The sequence below is a fragment of the Algoriphagus sp. 4150 genome, assembly GCF_031457395.1.
Taxonomy (GTDB): domain Bacteria; phylum Bacteroidota; class Bacteroidia; order Cytophagales; family Cyclobacteriaceae; genus Algoriphagus.
Genome location: NZ_JAVDWS010000039.1, coordinates 1 through 19503 on the forward strand (window position 1 = coordinate 1; position 19503 = coordinate 19503).

Consider the following 19503-nt stretch of genomic DNA (forward strand, 5'->3'; position numbering starts at 1 on the left):
CACAGGAAGTACGTCCCGTTGCTCTGCGCATTCGCCACCGTACAGTCCGAGTCATCCGTTACAGGAACCACCGTTACCGTTACCGCCGTCGTTCCCACGGAAAGACAGCCCGTGGCCGTGTTTCTCGTACCCGCATAATACGTATATACTCCCGCGGAAAGTACCCCCGTGTTATAGGAGTCTCCCGTTCCGACTTCAACCATGCCTTCATTGTACCATACAATCTCAACACCCGCAGGCATTGGATCGACAGTAGCCGTCAACACCGTACCGAAGCCTTCGGAAATAATTACATCTGAACTTGTAGACGGTACCGCAGGCAGCTCGTTCACAGTAATGGAAGTAGTAGCCGCAGGAGTGCTGAAGCAATATCCTTCAGCTGAAACAGTTACATAATAAGTCGTCGTCGCAGTAGGCGACACCGTAATTTCCGAACCTTCTTCGAAGGATCCGGTCAAGTCTTCATTGGTGTACCATCTAAATATCGGATCAGCAATGGAAACACCCGTCAACGAAGCGGTAAGGGTTGCACTTTCTCCTTCACAAATAGCATCTTGGTCTGCAGACAATTCAATATTCCCTGCATCAAGTGCTGTACAATCAGTAAGCATGGAATGCTGTGCGGTTTCAGACGCACTGTCTCCGGCCTCATCCGTATAGAAAGCCTCCGCAGTGTTTATAATCGGATCGGAACCCGTCACTGCATCCACTTGAACAGTGAATGTAAATTCTTCGATGGCACCGACTGCCAGTGATGAGATATCAAAAGTCAATGTACCTGCCCCAACAGTACCTCCACCATTGTCAACTACAGTGGTATTTGCAGGGATCTGATCTACCACTGAGATATCAGTAAGTGTTTTGTTACCGGTATTAGAAACTGTCAGCGTATAGGTGATAATGTCGCCAACTACGGCTTTTCCGTCGCTATCTGCGTTATTGCTTAATCCAATTTTGTCAAAATCAATTGCATGTACAGGGGTAACATCCACTAATGTGCCCGGCTCAGCGGAAGTATCAGGTTCAGTTGGATCGCTATTATCCACAGGAGGATAAGATTCAATTCCTGTAGGCAAATCAGCCGAAGTAAGGATCGCAATATTTCTGATCTCATCTATTCCTGTCAGATCAGAGTCTACGGTAGCTGTAAAAGTACCCGCAGACAAAGTCTCTCCCGCAGCCACAGCGGCTACGGAGAAGGTTACTGTATTTCCGGCCAAAGTTCCGCCTGAAACGTAGCTTACACCCAGTGGAAGCTCATCACTTATTGTGAGATCAGTTAGGGCTTGATTTCCTGTATTTCTTACAAAAATAGTATAGACTAAAGTCTCTCCGCCACTTACAGTAGTAAGAGACCCATCTCCGTCTACAGTAACAGATTTCCAAATCTCAGCCGAGAAAATAGGATTTACCGGAATATCAGTTCCCGTATCACCGGTCTCATCCGGATCTGTAGGATTTTCATTATCCAAAGGAGGATAGGTTTCTGTTCCCGGATCTTCAGGAAGTGATTTGATCAAGGCTACGTTGGAAATAAATTCAACATCTGTCAAAATCTCATCAACCAATACGCTGAAGCTGACCGTCTCAGTTGCTCCCGGAGCAATGTTAATATTATCAAAAGTAACTACACCGGCGTTCAGCACTCCGCCACTTCCATCTACATAAGTAGTATGTGCAGGAATAGCATCAGTGATCAGGTAGTTGGTCATCGGAACAGTCCCTGTGTTTCTCACATGGATAGTATATTGAACAGTCTCACCGCCCGACACTGAAGTCAACGTTGGGTCTCCATCGATGATGTAGCTTTTCCAGCTTTGGAAATCAGGAGTTTCGCAATCCTGAAGAATATAGAACAATCTCAGATCCGGCACTGCAGTTACAGAAGCCAACGATCTTAGCCGGATAGCGACTTCATCGACGGCTACACCAAATGAAATTCTGATTTCCTCATTGCCGCCGTTGTTAAATAGATCAAACAAATTGATATTTCCGGCAACAGCATTTTCTAAAGTCTCATCATAGACTTCATTCCCATCCAAATACCCAACTACATCTATTCTACCAAAGACACCTACATCCAACACACCGGTGCCAATGCCAAGTTTGATTTTGAATGATCCATCAGCGGGAATAATCTGTCTGAACTGAACATTCTGCTGGATAGAACCTGCTACACTCAATGCGCCAAGGCTTATCTCGGAGTAATCGTCGTTATTGTTATTGTCAAGTACCCTCTCCGGATTGGTCACACCATAGTTACCGATGGAACCAAGACCAACAGTCAATCCCGATCCGTCAAAAGAAGTGGTAAATCCTGTAGCACAAGCTTCTGCGCCTTCATCATAGCACAATCCATAGATATTGATACTATTATCTTGACCGAACAATCCTCCGCCGGTATGATCTTCTATTCTGATGCTGTTGTAGTCAGCATTTGGAGTGATGGCTAAGTAATATCTGCCCAGCGCATCCTGAACAATTTTTACCTGATCATTAAGTCCATTGAAAGAATTGGCGCTGCTAGCGGTAAAAAGTTCGTTGCCACCTGCATCAATTGCCTTGACATCAAAATAGTGATTGCCAAGAATAACCGTATTTAGTAGGTCACTTAATACTCCTCCTATACTACCTCCCAAAAGTGCATTTAACAAACCATCTTCAGCGTCTATTCTCATGTATGAGGTAGTTCCGGCCGGCACTATTACCCCATCACCGTAACCAAGAGTAACATGGCCTGAGAAAGCACCTAATCCAGTCCCAAGTAACCCGCCACTTGAATTGATGGTAGCAAAGCTGTTGAAGTTACCGTCAAAAAGGTTTTGAAGATTATCCGCATTGGCTGCGCTTATCAATTCCTCAGCACAAACAGGGTCCAAGTAAGGAGGTTCTGCCACATCCGGATCAGGACATCCCTCAGAAATCCTGCTGACACCGTATAGTCTAATCGGAGCACTGGTATTAATAGACACAAGAGATTGAAGTCCAAAGCTTACCCGGTCATAGACCACTCCCGGCTCTATCGTTAATTCCTGAATACCTCCGGAATTAAGCAGCCCCAGCAAATCAATGTTATTGATAAGTGCATTCTGAAGTGTTTCATTATACACTTCCTGGTTACCATTGTAAAGAATCACCCGATATGAACCTGCAAGATCCAAATTCAATATACCCGGTTGGTCCAGCTGCACTCTGATTCGAAGTGCATCAGAAGTCTGTGATTTGGTTTTGAAGTAAATATTCTGATATACAGAAGCTCCCACTCCTGCAATACCCAAGTTGATGGTAGAGTAGTTTGAGCTGTTTGCATCAATAGCATTCTGCGGATTAAATACGCCACCCTGAGTGATATCCAAAAGATCCAAAGCAATTCCAGATCCATCAAAATCAGTGAAGGTAGCCTGCTCACAAAGGTCAAACTCTGTTTCTCTACACATGCTGTATACCTGCATGGTTGCAGTATTTCCCGCTCCTATCAATGCAGTCAAGAAATGATCGATTCTCACTGACTGGTAAGATTCATTAGCGGTAAAAGCAATATAGAATCTACCGGAGGCATCCTGTACTACGCGCACATCCTGATTTCCAAAACCATTTTGGCTGGTGGCGGTGTAAATGTCTGTTCCACCGGCTGTTTTCGGAGTGACAGTGAAATAATGATCACCAAGTGCCACTGTTCCAAGTAAATCAGCCAAAGCGGAACCCAAGCTTCCACCCAGTAAGGCATTCAGTTCATCATTTTCAAATTCTATCCTTACATAGGAAGTTTCACCCGCAGCTACCGGAGCAGCATATTTCAATTCTATATGACTGCTGTACGCTCCCAATCCCAAGGCAGTACCTGTACTTGCAGATAATGTTGCATAGGTATCGTTATGTCCGTCAATGGCATTGAGTGGGAAGTTGGTATTTGACCAATCCACCACTTCTACGGCGCAATCGGAAACATTAAACGGAGGATCCGTCTCCGCAGGAGTCTCCAATTCCGGATCAGGGCAAGCTTCGCTGAAGCGCTCTATGCTGAATACGCTAACCGGATTGCTGATCACATTGGCACTTACCAGTGATTCTATTCCAACCGCAACTCTGTCAAATGCCAGACCTGGGCCAAATGGCAGATTAAGTGTTCCTCCACTTTGAAGTAAGCCCAGTAAGTCCAGTCCGGAGATCAATCCATCTCTCAGCTCTTGTGAGAATACTTCAGTCTCTCCATCAAATGCTTTGATCACTATACTGCCAAGCACTTCGGCAGTCAGCAAATTCCCGCCTTCCATTGCCAACTTCACTCTGAAATGATCCTGAGGAGCCGATAGAGAATGGAAATCCACAAATTGATATACGCCGGATCCCAATCCCGCGGCACCGATGCTGATTTTGGATGAAGTGGCAGGGTTACCGTCGATGGCAAATCCTGCATCAGATACTCCGGCTGCTCCCAGACCCAGAAGATCCAAGCTAATACCTGTGGACTCAGAGTAAGTTAAAAATGCCTGCTCGCACTCTTCAAAACCGGTAGAGCTACATACATGATAGACGTTCATGGTCGTAGTAGAAGCTGCTCCAATCAAACCGGGATATTGAAGTGTAACTCTGACACTGTTATAAGCTGATGTTGGCGTTAAGGCAACATAAAAGTGATTGTTTTTGTCCTGAACAATCCGTACCGGCTGGTTAAAAAATCCATTGACTGTAGACGCAGAGAGTACGGATGAAGCACCATTGAGTGCTTCTACGGTAAATAGCTTATTTCCTCCCAATAAGGATCCACCAACCAAATCCAGTGCATCCCCTAAAGACCCATCCAGCAAGCCCAAAAGAGCTTCTTCATCAAAGTCTATACGGATATAAGAGGTTGTCCCTGCACTTTTTTGGTCAAAGCCCAATTGAATTTGACCATCAAATGAATCTATACCCAAAAGTGTCCCGGATCCTGCCTGTAGCGTGGTAAATGTATCATTATTCCCATCTACTGCATTAAAAGGGAAATTGGCGTTTTGGAAATTAAGAACTGTAGCTTCACAATCCCTATTGCTAAGCATAGGATCTGTTGCGGGAGGAGTTGGCAATGGATTAGGATCAACACAGGAAGCACCATACCGTGCAACATCATAAACTCGGAGTGGAGAACTCGCAACGCCCAAGTTGACTGTCGAATTCAGCCCTACACTTACCCTATCAAAAGAAACTCCAGGACCAAAAGCAAAAGTCACTGGATCACCTGATTGAATTAGACCTAAAAGATCAAGGTTGTTTACAAGACCGGAAGTAAGTTTATTTGAGAAAACCAATTCGCCTCCATCGTATGCCCTAACCTCATAATCTCCTAAAAGGCTGAGATCTGCTAACCCTCCGTTTATTGCGAAAGTAACTTTAAAGTAATCCTCCGGAGCCCAAAGCCCATTGAAATAAAACGTCTGAAAGACCGAAGCAGCTGCTGAAATATTCACTAATCCACCATAGCTTATGGATGAATAGGTACTTAAGTTCCCGTCGATAGCATTCTCAGGGTTGGTAACCAATTCACTTCCCAAAAGGCTAATATTGATACCGGAAGTCTGTCCAATATCAGCAAACTCAGCTTCTGCACAAGTAGGATCAACTAATGTAAACGCATTATATACGTTCATTCTAAAAGTACCGATATCCAGAACTCCTCCAAGACCAGCCGGGTATTGAAGCAATATTCTTAAGGAATTGTACTCACTGTTTGCTCCGGGTGTGACTGCCAGATAGTAATCACCTGACGAATCCACAACTAACCGAGTATCATTTTGACTATTGGTGCTTACCACAGAACCAACTCCTCCTGTTGTATTGGCAGCGTTTTGATAAAAGGTGGTTACTATATTCTCATTGACCAATCCCAGAAGATTAAGCAGGTTAAGACCTGATCCATCCGGTAAGTCAATCTTCACATAAGTAGTAGTACCTGTAGGTTTATTAACAGGAAATTTTAATTGTAACCATCCATCTCCTCCAGCCAAAACTGATAGCCGGGTTGAGGAAATGACCGCAAAGTTGACATCGGAATTATTGGCAGCACTGGAAGCATTTGAAACTCCGGCTCCCCCAACACCTGTTAATCCTGTTTGTACGGCTCCCGTACTCGGTGTCCAAGTCGCAAATTCCTTCGTCTGACCATAGGATTCTATTCCTCCTATGCCGGCCACCAACAGTATTAAAAAAAGCTTCTTAAAAAACCAGCTTTTCGAAGTAAGTAAACTTTTCATCATCATATAATTATGAGGCAAAATTGATAATCACGAGTACTATGATTTATGAATCGAAAAATCAATAAAAAGACAAATAAAAATCTGTCTATAATCAACCCTAGGATTCAAAAAAAACACAAAATAAAATCAGTAAAATCCAGCAACATTCTTCTAACGGTTACTGCAAAATGGACAATCCGCACTTTAGTCCAACAAGTCAACAAACAAAGGACATCTCCCCCACCTTCAAAAACCGAAGCCTTAATAACGCCCTCTTTTCCCTTCCTTAAAATGTCCTTGATGGCCACTTAAAAATGCCATTAAAACAAAATTAACGCATTATGCCAGCATATAATATGAATAATATACATCTGTAATTGAGCAGTAAATTTGTGTTATCAAGTGTAGCTTGGGTGTTATCTAAAATAAACTATAAACCCAATATTAAAGATTAAAAAACAGCAAAGGCACCAGAATCAAGAGCCGGTGTTTTCAGTGAATGGCATAAAAAAGTGGAAAAAAAATTCTTTAGCCTTACCCCTAAAGAAACAAGAAAAATTCGTGCCAAGTCGGATGATCCCCTAACAAAGGCACGGATAAAATCACCCTAACAGGAAGAAAGAAAATATTATACAGTAATTAAAATTAATCATTCATTAACTTAGCCGTGCAAAAGTATCTGTGACCAAAAAACCAAAAATGAAAACTAAAATACTACTGATCGAGGACAATCATAACCTATCAGAAAATGTGGAAGAAGTACTTGCAATTCACGGATATGAATTAATTGCAATCTTGACTGAAGCCGAATCCGCAATACAAGTAATTAAAGAAAAAGAACCTGATTTGATCCTTCTTGATATAAAGTTAAAAGGAGACAAAGATGGAATAGAACTCTCCGGAGAGATCAGAAAATTCACTTCTATACCCATCGTATTTCTGACCTCGTCTGCCGGAAAAGACATAATAATCAAAGTGGAACATATTAAGCCCGACGGTTTTATAACCAAACCTTTTACGATGGAAGGGTTGATTACAAGCATTGAACTGGCTCTATCAAACTCTAAAATAGCTACAAATCAAGAAGTTATGAAATCAGATCAGTCAGTAATCGTAAAACCGGAATTATATATTAGAGAAAATGGCTGGTTAAGGAAAATTGTAGTGGACGAAATAGAATGGATCAAAGCAGAAGGAACTTACACCCAAATCCATGTAAACAACAAACAGTATACGTTGAGAAACACCGTCAAGGAATTGATAAAAAAACTACCGGAAGGCCAATTTGCCCGTATCCACAAATCCTATATTGTCAATCTAAAGAATGTGGACGCAGTCAATGCAACTACAATAAAAATAAACGACAAAGAAATTCCCGTGGGAAAACAATATTATCAAGATTTTCTTAAGAACATCAATAAAATCTCAAACTAAGGTAGATGATTTACTATAACATCCCTGAGTTATCCGCTTCGAACCCCGAAACAAACTAATTTTTAAAGTAAATCTATTTAATTCCGGAATTGTGTGAATAGAACCCCCTAAACACTTAATTTCATGTTATTTAAAATTTTTCATTCTTAAAGTTTAGATATATAAAATTATCACAAAAGATAATTAAATATAAGTCCATAACAGGAACAATCCCCATTGGTACTCCCTGAATAAAAGGGAAGAAGTTTTCCGGGAATATAAAGTAACAATTGGGCCTCCTGCCCTTTCGGTTCTCCTGCCTATTTTATTTTCTAAAAATAGCGACAGCTGGACTTATCAGCAAACCAATAGAATCAAACAAGCGGGGACGTTACTTTCACATGCTTTTTAAGTTATTTCACATATATTAAAATATATTTCACTTCAAAAAACAGCGTAGTATAGGCTGAAAAAATAACAATAAAACACCTTTTGGTAACAAATACCGTTACATTACTATGGAATGAGGCATGATTAAACTATTCAGCCAAAAAATAAATTTCCGGCGATCTTTCCTTAAAGTCTTTTCTAGATTTCCATCTACCCAAAGCATGCAGTGGCATAGGCTTCCGGTGAAAAAGATAAGCTCCTTAAGCAAGTAATAAAATCTACCTTAACGCTCGCTTTGTCTAATGACACGGTATGCCTTACTTCCATTGCGTGTTTGCAACCGGAGCATGTAAACCCCGGCGGACAAATGCCCCAAATCCTGAAACTCAATCAATTCTCCGCTGGAGAGACTATCCATATTTTGTGACAGTAGTACAGCCCCCCTGCTGTCCAGTAAGGCTATCACCAAAGGTCCGGCCAAATCCACAGTGGATTTGACATAAAAATGATCCGTAAAGGGATTGGGAAACACATTAAAAGCCGGTATCCCAAAATCGCTGACCTCAGCCATCCGAACCTCACTGTAGAAACCGGCACTTCCTCCCTCTTTCATTACAAAGAGCCTATAGTAATTACGGCCGGGCAGAGGATTGAGGTCCGTGAAATCCATACGAACCCTTTCCTCACCGGAAGTAATAGGCAAGCTGGCCAATTCTACAAACTCAAGATCAGCGTATGCGCGCTGGATGGTGACGGTACCCTGTAGCTGTTCATTACTGAGTTCCCAAGTCAAATCCACCTGCCTCCCCTGCTTGACACGGACATTAAATAAATGAACCATGGAAGGGAGGATGATAAAACTTTCCAGCGTAATTTCTTTAATTGTCTGACAGCCGAAAGGTGTTTCATACTCTAGGAATATTGGGTCATCAAAAAGGGCAGCGGTCGTATTGCTAATTGTCAACCTTTGGGTAATTGGATTCACGGAAAAGCTTCCACCGTCAGACACAAAACCATCTAACGGAACTCCTTCTTCATTTCTATACCATGAAAACGATCCTGCCGGGAGTTGGGAATCGTTTGGATCTATGTCGACAGTGGCGCCTACAGGATAGATAATCCTACCATCCTCGTACAAAACACCTCCCTGGGGATTGATAATAATATCTTCTTGCTGAGGCTGAGGGTTGACTGTTACTTGTATTGTGCTCTGCATAGTTTGATTGGTACAACCTGAACGTTGCGTCCCAAGCCTGAACTGATGGTTACCAACCGAAAGATCTTGGGGAATAGTAAATTCATTGATATTTCCCGCTATTAAATTCCCAGCCTGATCATACCAAAAAAATTGATCACCTGCTTGGGGTGCCGATGGCTCAAACGTCAATTCCTCTCCTTCACATATCGCCAAATCCTTTCCATCCGACTCCACAATGGGAGAGGAAATCAATGCCCTGGAAATCTCATATACTTCCAAACTATTGAACGCACTTAACAACCCTTGGCCTAAGGAAACTTCCACTCGATTAAAAGGGGCCGATGCGGGATATGACAATTCATATTTGTCTCCCGCTCCTCCCAATAAGGTAAGACGCAGAAATGATTCGTTCAAAGCCAAATTCTCTGCTACTGCCCTATCATTGTAAGTTGTAATAGCCAAATTTTGGGAGATTAAACTGGCATCCAACAATCCTCCTGATGGATTTCTAAGGATTACCCGTATAGAATCACCCGCCCTGCTTAGGTCATCAAACAGTGTTGTTAAATAGGTTTTATCCAGAAGCCCTACATTTGAATTCAACCGCGCAAAAGTATTCACATTACCATCGATTGCATTAGTGGGATTATTTACAGGATTCAGACCTCCTACTAGAGTAGCTGTGCTTCCATATATTACGTCTTTTACACCACCGCAATTGACAAGAGAGTTTTGAAGGAAATACGCTTCAAAAACCCTAATCCCCCCATCTAATGAAACTAGCGAAGCAATAGTAATTCGTATTTGGTTGTACGCTACAGGAACATTTGAGGCATTTTGTGGAATGAAAACAATTTCATCAGTATATTCTCCGTCCAAAGCGGTCACAAGTGATGCAGCAGAATAGTTTTGACTAACCGCAACTCCCGAATTATAGGCTCTAAAAGTAATGGATCCTAAAAGATTTATTAAGCCTACGCCAGTCCCAACTTTAATTCTAATAGGAGTTCCTGCAGGAACTTGTTGAGAAAAATTTAACTGCCCCCAAGCGGTTCCTGTTAAAACTAAGGAAAAGGTTCCATAAGTTGTTAAATTATTATCGAACATCAGAGGTCGATTTGTAGCACCAATTGGACACAATGAACATATACTAGTGCTAGTTGCATACACCCTTGTAGTCTGCCCCGCTAACTGTCCAAAAGTGCCTAAAAACAGTAATAGACAGAACAAAAAGATTGACAGCGCAGAAGAATTACCTATCAGCCTGCCCAAAAAAGGAAACAAAAGCCCTCCCGGAAAACCCCGGTACTGCCCGACTCGATATCTCCTCCCCCTGTTCCGCATAATGGTCGTTCTTCTGTTCCTACAAAGTTTGGGTGTATTGCTTCTCTACTAACTATAGGAATAATACGAAAATCTAACCGTCCGGAAAGCTTTTATTGTAGCCCATCTTTTGGCACCAAAACCCCGAACACATAACGCATATTAGGTAAGTTAAAACACACTATACACTATGTGAATCACATAAAAAATATAAAAAAATACCATTGGATAACATATAAAGTATTTACAATCATGTAATTATACATTTGAATAACATAATTATTGACTTTATACACCAAGAGCAGCACCTACGGCAGGCAAAGCTGCCGCAAAAATATTCCTAACCGGCGTCCTCTTCAAAAATCTCCGCATCCACAGCGGCCAAAAATCAGATTTTAAGGGGATCCTTAGTTATCCCCCTCCTTCTTTGCGTTTGGGAAACTGACAACAACTGTGGTTCCCTTATTAATTTTGGATTTCACGGCCACCTTTCCCCCATGCATCTCCACAAAATTCTTCACTGCCACTAATCCAAAGCCTGTGCCTTCTATTCCATTTACATTGGATCCCCTGAAAAAGGGAGTAAACACATACGGCAGTTCCTCTTCCACTATTCCCAACCCATAATCCCTAACTTCAATACCATAGGTATCCAGACTTTGGAACAGCTTTACGACCGGTTTTCGGAGGTCCCCTCCATACTTCAACGCATTTCCTACCAGGTTGATTATACCGGTCTCCATCAGAAACTTATCCCAATCCACAGTAAAGTCAACGTCAATCTCTGAAGCAAAGTCAACATCGCTGAGGTAGCCGTGGGCTTTAAGTAGGTTTTCCACAAAACGGACCATGTAGATTTTCTCCTTTTTCAAAGCCGGACTATTATTTACAAAACGTTCATAATCAAGAGAATGAACCATCAACTTATGGAGGTTTTCAAGTTCAAGCTCCATTTTCTCATAATGCAGTTTCATCTTAGTGACTCCGGGGGATGCAGGCAGATTATTCAGGTAATACTTAGAGAGCTCCATACTGGAGATTATGGTAGTCAGGGGAGTTTTGAATTCATGCGAAACGATATTCATAAAATCGGAAACAAATGAATTGAACTGCTTTTCTTTCTTGAGTGATTTGATCAGTCTCTGCTCATAATCCATCTGGGACGAAACATCCCTTATTACGGCAATCACCTTTTGATTACTTCCCTCCTGAATAATATTGACGTTTGACTCCACCCAGTATTCTCCATCCTTTTTGATGTTCAACTTCAGCCTGGATCTATATCGCTCTTCAGACAGTCGGAATTCCGGGCTTATTGTCTTTTTCAATAGTAAGCTGATCTTTCGTTGAATTTCCTCAGGCCTAATTCCCTCATCAAAAAATTGGGAAGCCGAAGGAGAGATAAATTCAAAATCATTCATTCCGTTCATTACCACAATCAGGTCAGGACTATGATCCGCAACCTCTGCCAGTATCCGGGCCTTTACCAATGACTCCTTCTCAAATCGAATTTTATCCTGCTCCGATCTAAAGGCCTCTATAATCACCGAATAGGTAGATACGAACGGCTTAAGATCAGAAAGATCCTGCTCCGTGAAGCCGCCTTCTTTATTGCCCAGTCCTATCAAGCCTATCACCTCATCCCCTTTAAAAATGGGAACTCCCAGAAAGTTGTCAATTGATGGGTGCCCGGCGATGCTCTTCCCTTTCGTATGGGGATTTGAAGGGGGATTGTTTTCCAAAATAATTTTGGATTCCACTATGCAGGCCCCAAATAGATTGTCCAAGTGACGGAACAGGAAGTTATCTTTGATGTGCTTGTGGTACAATCTACTTGCAGCTTCTCCCTGATGGGAAAAATCAGTAGCTGCGTGAATCTTCAACACCTTTTTTCCCTCCTCATCTGAATTAACTTTGCCCACAAAACCAAGCTTGGCATCTATTACATTCAGAATATTACCTAACAGTAATTCATACGGATTAGCCCCTTCGGATTGGGCCAGGAAATGATTCTGAACCTCCAATACCCTGGAAAGCAACTCATTTGTCCTTGTAAGTTTCTCCTCTGTAGCTTTCTGGACTGAAATATCCTTTAGGCTACAAAGAATCAAAACATCTTTTTCCGGAATGGTTTTATACAATGTCAACTCATACCACGTACTTTCCCCACTGCCCAAATAAAGCCTTGCCTCAATTGAAAAGACGGAGGAGCCCGTACCCATTACCCAATCCATCACATTTTTGAATTGAAGTTCATCAGCGAAAAAATCTTTTATCACAAAACCTTCTGCCAGCTCTGAGACCGGTTGATTCAAAAGTGGCGTTAAGGCAGCATTCACTACTATGGCACGCGTGAGCCCCTGATCGAACAGAATGGCCGGATTTTCCAATTTCTCCACGGTCTCTAACAAAGCCGGATAGGGCACTTCAAAAATATTATTTCTGTCCAGGAATTTAAGCACCACATGAAAAGTGTCATTTTGAGGGTTGACCCAACTCAATTCATTTATCAGAAAATCCCCGCCCTCCCACTGTAGCGTATAATTACAAAATTGATTGCCTTTTTCGTGAAAGTTCCTAGATATATGGTAATTTGGACCGACGGAATTGGATGAAGTAAATTTTTCAAAGTCATCCAGCGTTTTTACAAGAGATGAAAATTTTTTGCCAAAACGCTTCCATAACCGGTCACTGGCTTTAAGTAACTGCCTTGATTTTAAATCGAAAACTAAATCTTCATTTTCGAAAATTGTAATTTGTGATTCACGCTCACTCATCTTATGATTGTTAACTTTTGGTAGAAAAACCTTACTTTAAACCCAAAATTTTAGTGTATTTTGAATAAATGAAAATTTATACCCGCAAAATATGATTAAAACATCTACAAAGACCAAAATATTATTGGTTGAGGACAATTTCAACCTTTCTGAAAATCTCCGGGAAATCCTAGGCCTCCACGGATACGAAATAATGGAGACATTGGATGAAGCCGAAACAGCCCTGTTAATCATCGAAGAAGCTGCTCCCGACATAGTGTTGGTGGACATCCAATTAAAAGGAACCAAGACGGGTATTGAATTGGCGGAGGAACTTAGATTGAGAATGGATATCCCCATCGTTTTTCTTACCTCAGCTTCGGGGTCTGATGTGATAAGCAGAGTGAAGCACGTTCGCCCTGATGGCTTCATTACCAAGCCATTCACGACCAATTCCCTGATTACAGCCATAGAACTGGCAATAGAAAACCACAAGAGCAACTCTGAGGGATCTTACAAACAAGAAAAAAATGCCTGTTCGGATTTATTTATCCGGGACAATGGATGGCTCAAGAAAATCATAATCAATGATATTAACTGGATAAAAGCCGAAGGCACTTACACGCATATCTTTGTCAATGGAAAGCAGTACACTTTACGCAACACGGTAAAAGATCTGATGCAAAAGCTTCCTTATGATCAATTTTCAAGGATCCATAAATCTTTTATTGTAAACATGAATAAAATCGAAGCCTTCAGTTCTACTACAGTAAAAATCGAAGACAGTGAAATCCCGATTGGGCGAAAATATTACCAAACTCTACTGAAAAACATCAACAAACTTTCAAATTAATTTCACTTTATACTCCTCCGATTCTTTTTAATATGTATGTCCGCTTTTCTACCGGTAAGGAAGCAAAAGCGACATAAGATTTGGTAAACTTTAGCGATGATGCCACTTCAGCTCGACCCTATTGCGTCAAAAAGCTTTCGGATCGCTATGCAAAGTGGCACCTAACCTTTCGGAGGGAATCTGTGAGAGAATTTTCTTGACGACATTCTTTGCGGTTTCTGCGACTCTTTGTAGTAAAGAGACACTCAAAGCATATCAAGAGGTTAAGGGTTAATAGGTTAAGTGTTCACCTGTAGTGTGTGGTGAGAATTTAGATTATTTAGGGCATGCTGAAAAACGCCGGTAATAAATCAAAAGCTATCATTTTGAACGAGTACTCCATTTTTGATGCGAGCGGTTTTTCAGCAGGTGCAAGCTTAGTGGCCACAATAGGTCTTTATCCATGCATCAGAAAATCCCAAAATCGGGAGTTTTAAGCTAGCCTCAGTCCTACCATCTTCTTCGTTGGCCTCATTCTAGGTATAAGCATACATCTTCACTCGGCCGCCTTGAACCTGCCTTGCCGGTAGGCAGGGCTGGCATACCTGAGACTTTTTCAGCAAGCCCTAGTTAGTCAGAAGAATTAAGCAAGTTTTGCAATGTCCGTGAAAATTTCTCCCCATGCGGTGGTTTCAACATATTGGCATGTTCTCCGGGCATGTGAACGGTTTTCAAATGACGTACAAATTCCGACCAGCCAAAGGTATCAAAGTCAGGGACAAAAAAAGTTCTCTTCTCCGCCAGAAACAAGGTAATAGTTGTATCGATAAATTCATGTTTATAGTTCTCCCAAGCTTTCATATTGATGCTTTCTATCTGCATGATTCTGGCTTTAAGATCTCCATCATCACCCGGGGTCTTGGGAATTCTATTCTTCTGAACTTTCTCCTTTATATAACTAACTCTGTATTTAAGATAGAAAACAGGGTCATCCAAAAGAAAACTGATTTCAAAGGGGATTTTTCTTCCCAACATTCCAATGCGGCCAAAAACATTCTTCGGATACCCACTTTTTATAGAGGCTACTGTATCTATCATTCCCAAAAATCCAATCTCTTCTCCCGCATTTAACAGTTGCTTTGCCATTTCAAATGCTATTTGCCCCCCAAATGAGTTACCGAGAAGTTTGTATTGCCCGGAATACCCCAGCTTTTTGATTTCGGCTATATATAATCCGGCAATTTCTTCAATGTTATCAAGCGGTTTGTTTTTTTTGTTTTGAATGCCCGGTGACTGCAAACCCCATATCGTTTGGTCATCATCCATGTATTCATTCAGGGTTTTTATCTCTATGGGATTCAGGCCTACCCCATGGATGAAAAACAAGACCTTTTCAGGATTTCCTTCTTTAAACCTGACCAATACACTACTCTCAACAGTCTTCGCGGCGGTGAGTCGGTCAAGTTTCAACGCCATTGAATTGACAGTGGGATATTCAAAAAGAAATAATAGCGGAAGATTAAGCCCGAATTTTTTCTCTACCGCCGATATTAGATCAACTGCCAGCAGGGAATGTCCTCCCAAAAAGAAAAAGTCTTCATCCAGTTGATTATCAGAAATTTCCAGAAACTTATTCCATAATTCAAGGAGAATATTTACTGTTTCATTTTTCCCTTTAGTCTGGGTTGAAGCAGGTGGGAAACTAGATTCAACAGCTACAGGCTGAAATAATTTACGGGCGTTTTTCCGATCGACTTTTCCATTTTGGTTCAGCTCAAAATTATCAACCACCACAAAGTTGCCCGGAACCATGTAAGTCGGCAGCGTAAGGCGTAGCTTGTTTTTGCAGGAGGCAATCCATTTATCAGGGTTACCGGAGAGCTTTTCCCCATTCCTGAATGATAGTAGAGCAATAAGTTCATCATCGCCATTTTCAGCGGTAGTCTTTTCCACGATGACATGCTCAACAGCTTTATCCAAGGCTATTGCGTTCTCTATTTCACACAGTTCTACCCGTTGTCCTCTGATTTTGACCTGTTGGTCCATCCTCCCCTTGCAAATCAGTTCCCCATCAGCAGTCCACACTGCTAGATCGCCTGTCCTATAATATCTGCCCAGCTTATTCGGGAGCGGGTCCAGAATAAATTTTTCCCTGTTCAGCTCTTCTCTGTTTAAATAACCCAAGCCCACTCCCTTGCCTCCAATATAAATCTCTCCCAATTCACCCGAATCTGTGACAGGTTTGCCATGCTCGTCCATTAGAAGGATTGTAGTCCCCGGGACCGGCTTTCCAATAGTCACAACTTCGGTATCTGCGGTTATTTCCTTGATATTTGTAAAAATGGTAGTCTCTGTAGGTCCGTAAATATTATAGACTTTGCCTGAGGATTTTACAAGCGACAGCGCCAGGGTGTGCTGCAAAGGCTCGCCTGCAGAAATTATTGTCAAATTTTCCTGCTTATCCGACAATCCGTAATCGACGATTGATTTCAGGTGTGAAGGAGTGGCAAACAGTTTTGTTATCTTCCCCGTTTTTAGAATTTTGACAATTTCTCTCGGATCCCTTCTTTCAAATCTGTCAAGCAGATGAAGAGAGGCTCCATACACAAATGGCAAGACAATTTCCATAAACGACATATCGAAAGAAATCGAGGAAAGTCCCATCACCCTGTCTGATTCACTATAGCCCGGTGCTTTTTCAAAATGTTTCAAAAAATCAGAAAGATTTTGCCGGGACAGCGCGACTCCTTTGGGATTCCCGGTAGAGCCGGACGTGTACACAATAAATGAGGGATCATCAGGCCGCGGGACTCTTGCCATAACTCCCGGGCTGTGATGTTCAAAAATAAACCTGTCAATTTTTAATTTCCTGCAGTCAAGGTTACCCCATGAATAAGAATCGTTGTCAGTCAAGAAAACCCTGACATCAACATCCCCAAGCATGAACTTCACCCGGTCTTCCGGATATTCACTGTCAATGGGCATGTAACAGGCTCCAATTTGAATCACTGCCAAAGCGCTGGCCACCAAATCTATAGTCCTTTCGATATGTACTCCCACGATTTCACCCGGGCCGGCACCCTTCAGCACTAATTGGGCAGCTATACTGTTGACCATTTCGTCAAGACGTGCATAACTATATTCTTCTCCTCCTACGCAGACTGCTGTCCTGTCCTTTCCGGCAGCAAGCTTGCCCTTTATCAGCTCTCCTATGGAAACAAAAGCGGGCAGTGGGGTTTTTCTCCCTTCGGTGGAATAGTTAAATGGATGGAATGCATCTTCAAGTTTCATAGACATTTTTCATAGACATTGTTTTGAAAGGATTCAATTATTTCACAATACAGACCCCCGTTGCTTCAATAGTAAACCGGAAAATCAATTCGGTATGGAAAGTCCATTCAGCAACATGTCCTTCTGATTCTAGACTTGGATTGAGCTAAATCGCACTAGCTAGAATGTCCCTCTGTAGTAAAGCGGAGGTTCAAATAGACGTGAATTATGACACAAAATACATTTTTTATATTTTAAAATGCATATAACATTCGTTAAATATAATAATTTCTACTAAAGGGACATCAATGATTAGATGATGACTTAAAAAAGTCTTTTGCAAATGGCAGTTCGTCTAGTGTTATAAAAAAGAAGTTAAGGGTTAAAGGTTCACATATAGTGTATGGAGAAAATTTAGATTGATCTATGCCCGATTTCTATAAGAACCGTGCCGCCGTCCGTGTCGTCACGGACGACTAAACCTGCTGGACTTGAAGAAAAAATGATCCTGAAGGGATCAAACTTCTCAATAACCATGGGTGAGCCAGAGGCGTAACCCATGGCTAGCGCAATGACAAATCCCCTGGCCTCCTGCCTAGGATCATTGTCTGGAAATGGGGAATGGTGCAGGAGGTGGAAAGGATGCTCGGTATGTATTTTATCCATCCGCAATTGCTCTATTGACCAGTATCGATGGTGTTATTGCTCTTTTCTTCGATACTTTTGAAGAGCAAAAGTATCCAAAACTCTTCGCCAGAGTCTATGCTTCAAATCGGCTAAGAAATCACGAATACAAAAGATTTATGACCGATTTGATTTTTGGGACTTCTCGCTGCCTAAAAATCGGCGGATCTCCGAGGCAAGCTCGGAGCTAGCCGATTTTTTTAACGGCTGCTCCTGCGTCTCAAAAACCGCATATACTCCATGGCCTTCCCTATTCATTAAACTAAGGTGCTAAATCTGAGCTGTCTTGTGTAGGTGGTAGAGACGGACCGTCAGGTTAGCATCATGCCTCCGTAAAAACGAAACAATGCCGTAGAGCCAGTCCCGATTCTTTCGGGACATGACAGATTTGTAGCTCGGGGTTTCAACCCCGAGTCTTTTGTTTGGCGATTTACTAGACATTCAAATAAAATGGGGCATAGCTTGAAGTTTTGGCCCATTTTTTGTGTTTTTTAATCTAGTTTTTAAACTAGATTAATATATGGGGTATCCAACCAAAGTACAACTCATCAAAAGAGCAAAAAGCGAACAGTGGTATGTCAATTTCCCCGCTGCGGTGGCCCAGGCCATTGAGTTTCAGCGGGGAGAGGTGGTAGAATGGATCATCGACGACCACCAACGCCTGGTGCTTCAGCGCAGTGACCAGTCCGTAGCGGACCTTAAAAAAAAACTCCCGGAGAAGATCTGAAAGGAGTATTGGAGGGCATTTTCTTAGAATGCCAATCCTGCTTCAAGCAGTTTCGCACCTGGCAAAGAGCCGCAAGGCTGGTCAACGGAGTGCTTTCCTGTATGGGGCGTTCCACCATTACCGGCTGGCTGACCGCAAGCGGTGATCAGTTTAAGGACTGGTCGGCCGCCTATCGCCTTTTTAAAGGGGACAGGATGGATATTGCCGGTATTTTCGGTGTCATCCGAAGGAAAGTCGTCGCATTGGCCGATCCGGCACAGCGGTATGTTTTTGCCCACATGGATGACACCCTGTTACGAAAAAAAGGAAGAAACGTATTTGGTGCCCGTTGGCTCAGGGATGCTCTTGGCCCGCCTTTCCAGACTAACCTGGTTTGGGGGCAGCGGTTCATCCAGCTTTCATTATCCTGTTTTTCAAAAATGGGCCCGGTACAGGCCCGGGCCATCCCCGTTGATCTACATCATTGCCCCTGTGTAAAAAAGCCCGGGAAAGCAGCAGGGGAACAGGATTGGCAACTGTTCCGTGAAACCCAAAAAAAAGCCAAGCTCAGCGTCATCGGTGCCCAGCGGATCAAGCTCCTGCGTGAAAATCTCGACCGGGATGGCTTTACCGACAAGGAACTGGTGGTCAGCGTGGACGGAAGCTATACCAACGAAGCGGTTCTGAAAAAGCTCCCCGCCAACACCGTTCTGATCGGC

The 19503-nt window shown here is 42.4% G+C and carries 8 protein-coding genes and 1 pseudogene; 4 read left to right on the plus strand and 5 right to left on the minus strand.

Annotated elements, in window-relative coordinates:
- Positions 1-6230 (minus strand): annotated as a pseudogene (locus tag J2X69_RS23920) (hypothetical protein); the annotation flags it as partial.
- Between the two features lie 681 nt (positions 6231-6911).
- Between J2X69_RS23920 and J2X69_RS23925 the strand changes: the two are divergent.
- On the plus strand, positions 6912-7646 hold the full coding sequence (locus tag J2X69_RS23925; protein WP_310109146.1) for a response regulator transcription factor: 735 nt from the start codon (positions 6912-6914) through the stop codon (positions 7644-7646).
- 652 nt (positions 7647-8298) lie between these two features.
- On the opposite strand, the gene J2X69_RS23930 is transcribed toward J2X69_RS23925, so the two are convergent.
- Both J2X69_RS23930 and J2X69_RS23935 read right to left on the minus strand, forming a co-directional pair.
- The gene (locus J2X69_RS23930; RefSeq protein WP_310109149.1) at positions 8299-10320 is read right to left on the minus strand and encodes a T9SS type A sorting domain-containing protein; all 2022 of its coding nucleotides are present in this window, start codon (positions 10318-10320) and stop codon (positions 8299-8301) included.
- A gap of 623 nt (positions 10321-10943) precedes the next feature.
- Complete coding sequence (locus J2X69_RS23935; RefSeq protein WP_310109151.1) at positions 10944-13313, minus strand: ATP-binding protein; 2370 nt, start codon at positions 13311-13313, stop codon at positions 10944-10946.
- A 91-nt stretch (positions 13314-13404) separates the two neighbouring features.
- Between J2X69_RS23935 and J2X69_RS23940 the strand changes: the two genes are divergently transcribed.
- Entirely contained in the window at positions 13405-14145 is a 741-nt protein-coding gene (locus J2X69_RS23940) for a response regulator (RefSeq protein WP_310109154.1), read from the plus strand.
- Between the two features lie 609 nt (positions 14146-14754).
- Here the strand turns inward: J2X69_RS23940 and J2X69_RS23945 are convergent.
- The gene (locus tag J2X69_RS23945) at positions 14755-17421 is read right to left on the minus strand and encodes an amino acid adenylation domain-containing protein (RefSeq protein WP_310109155.1); all 2667 of its coding nucleotides are present in this window, start codon (positions 17419-17421) and stop codon (positions 14755-14757) included.
- A 387-nt stretch (positions 17422-17808) separates the two neighbouring features.
- Positions 17809-18060, minus strand: coding sequence for a hypothetical protein (locus J2X69_RS23950; protein ID WP_310109157.1), 252 nt, complete (start codon positions 18058-18060; stop codon positions 17809-17811).
- Positions 18061-18598: 538 nt separating this feature from the next.
- Between J2X69_RS23950 and J2X69_RS23955 the strand changes: the two genes are divergently transcribed.
- Both J2X69_RS23955 and J2X69_RS23960 read left to right on the plus strand, forming a co-directional pair.
- The gene (locus J2X69_RS23955) at positions 18599-18805 is read left to right on the plus strand and encodes a hypothetical protein (protein WP_310109159.1); all 207 of its coding nucleotides are present in this window, start codon (positions 18599-18601) and stop codon (positions 18803-18805) included.
- A gap of 8 nt (positions 18806-18813) precedes the next feature.
- The coding region (locus J2X69_RS23960) for a transposase (protein ID WP_310109161.1) at positions 18814-19503 on the plus strand (690 nt) is incomplete at its 3' end.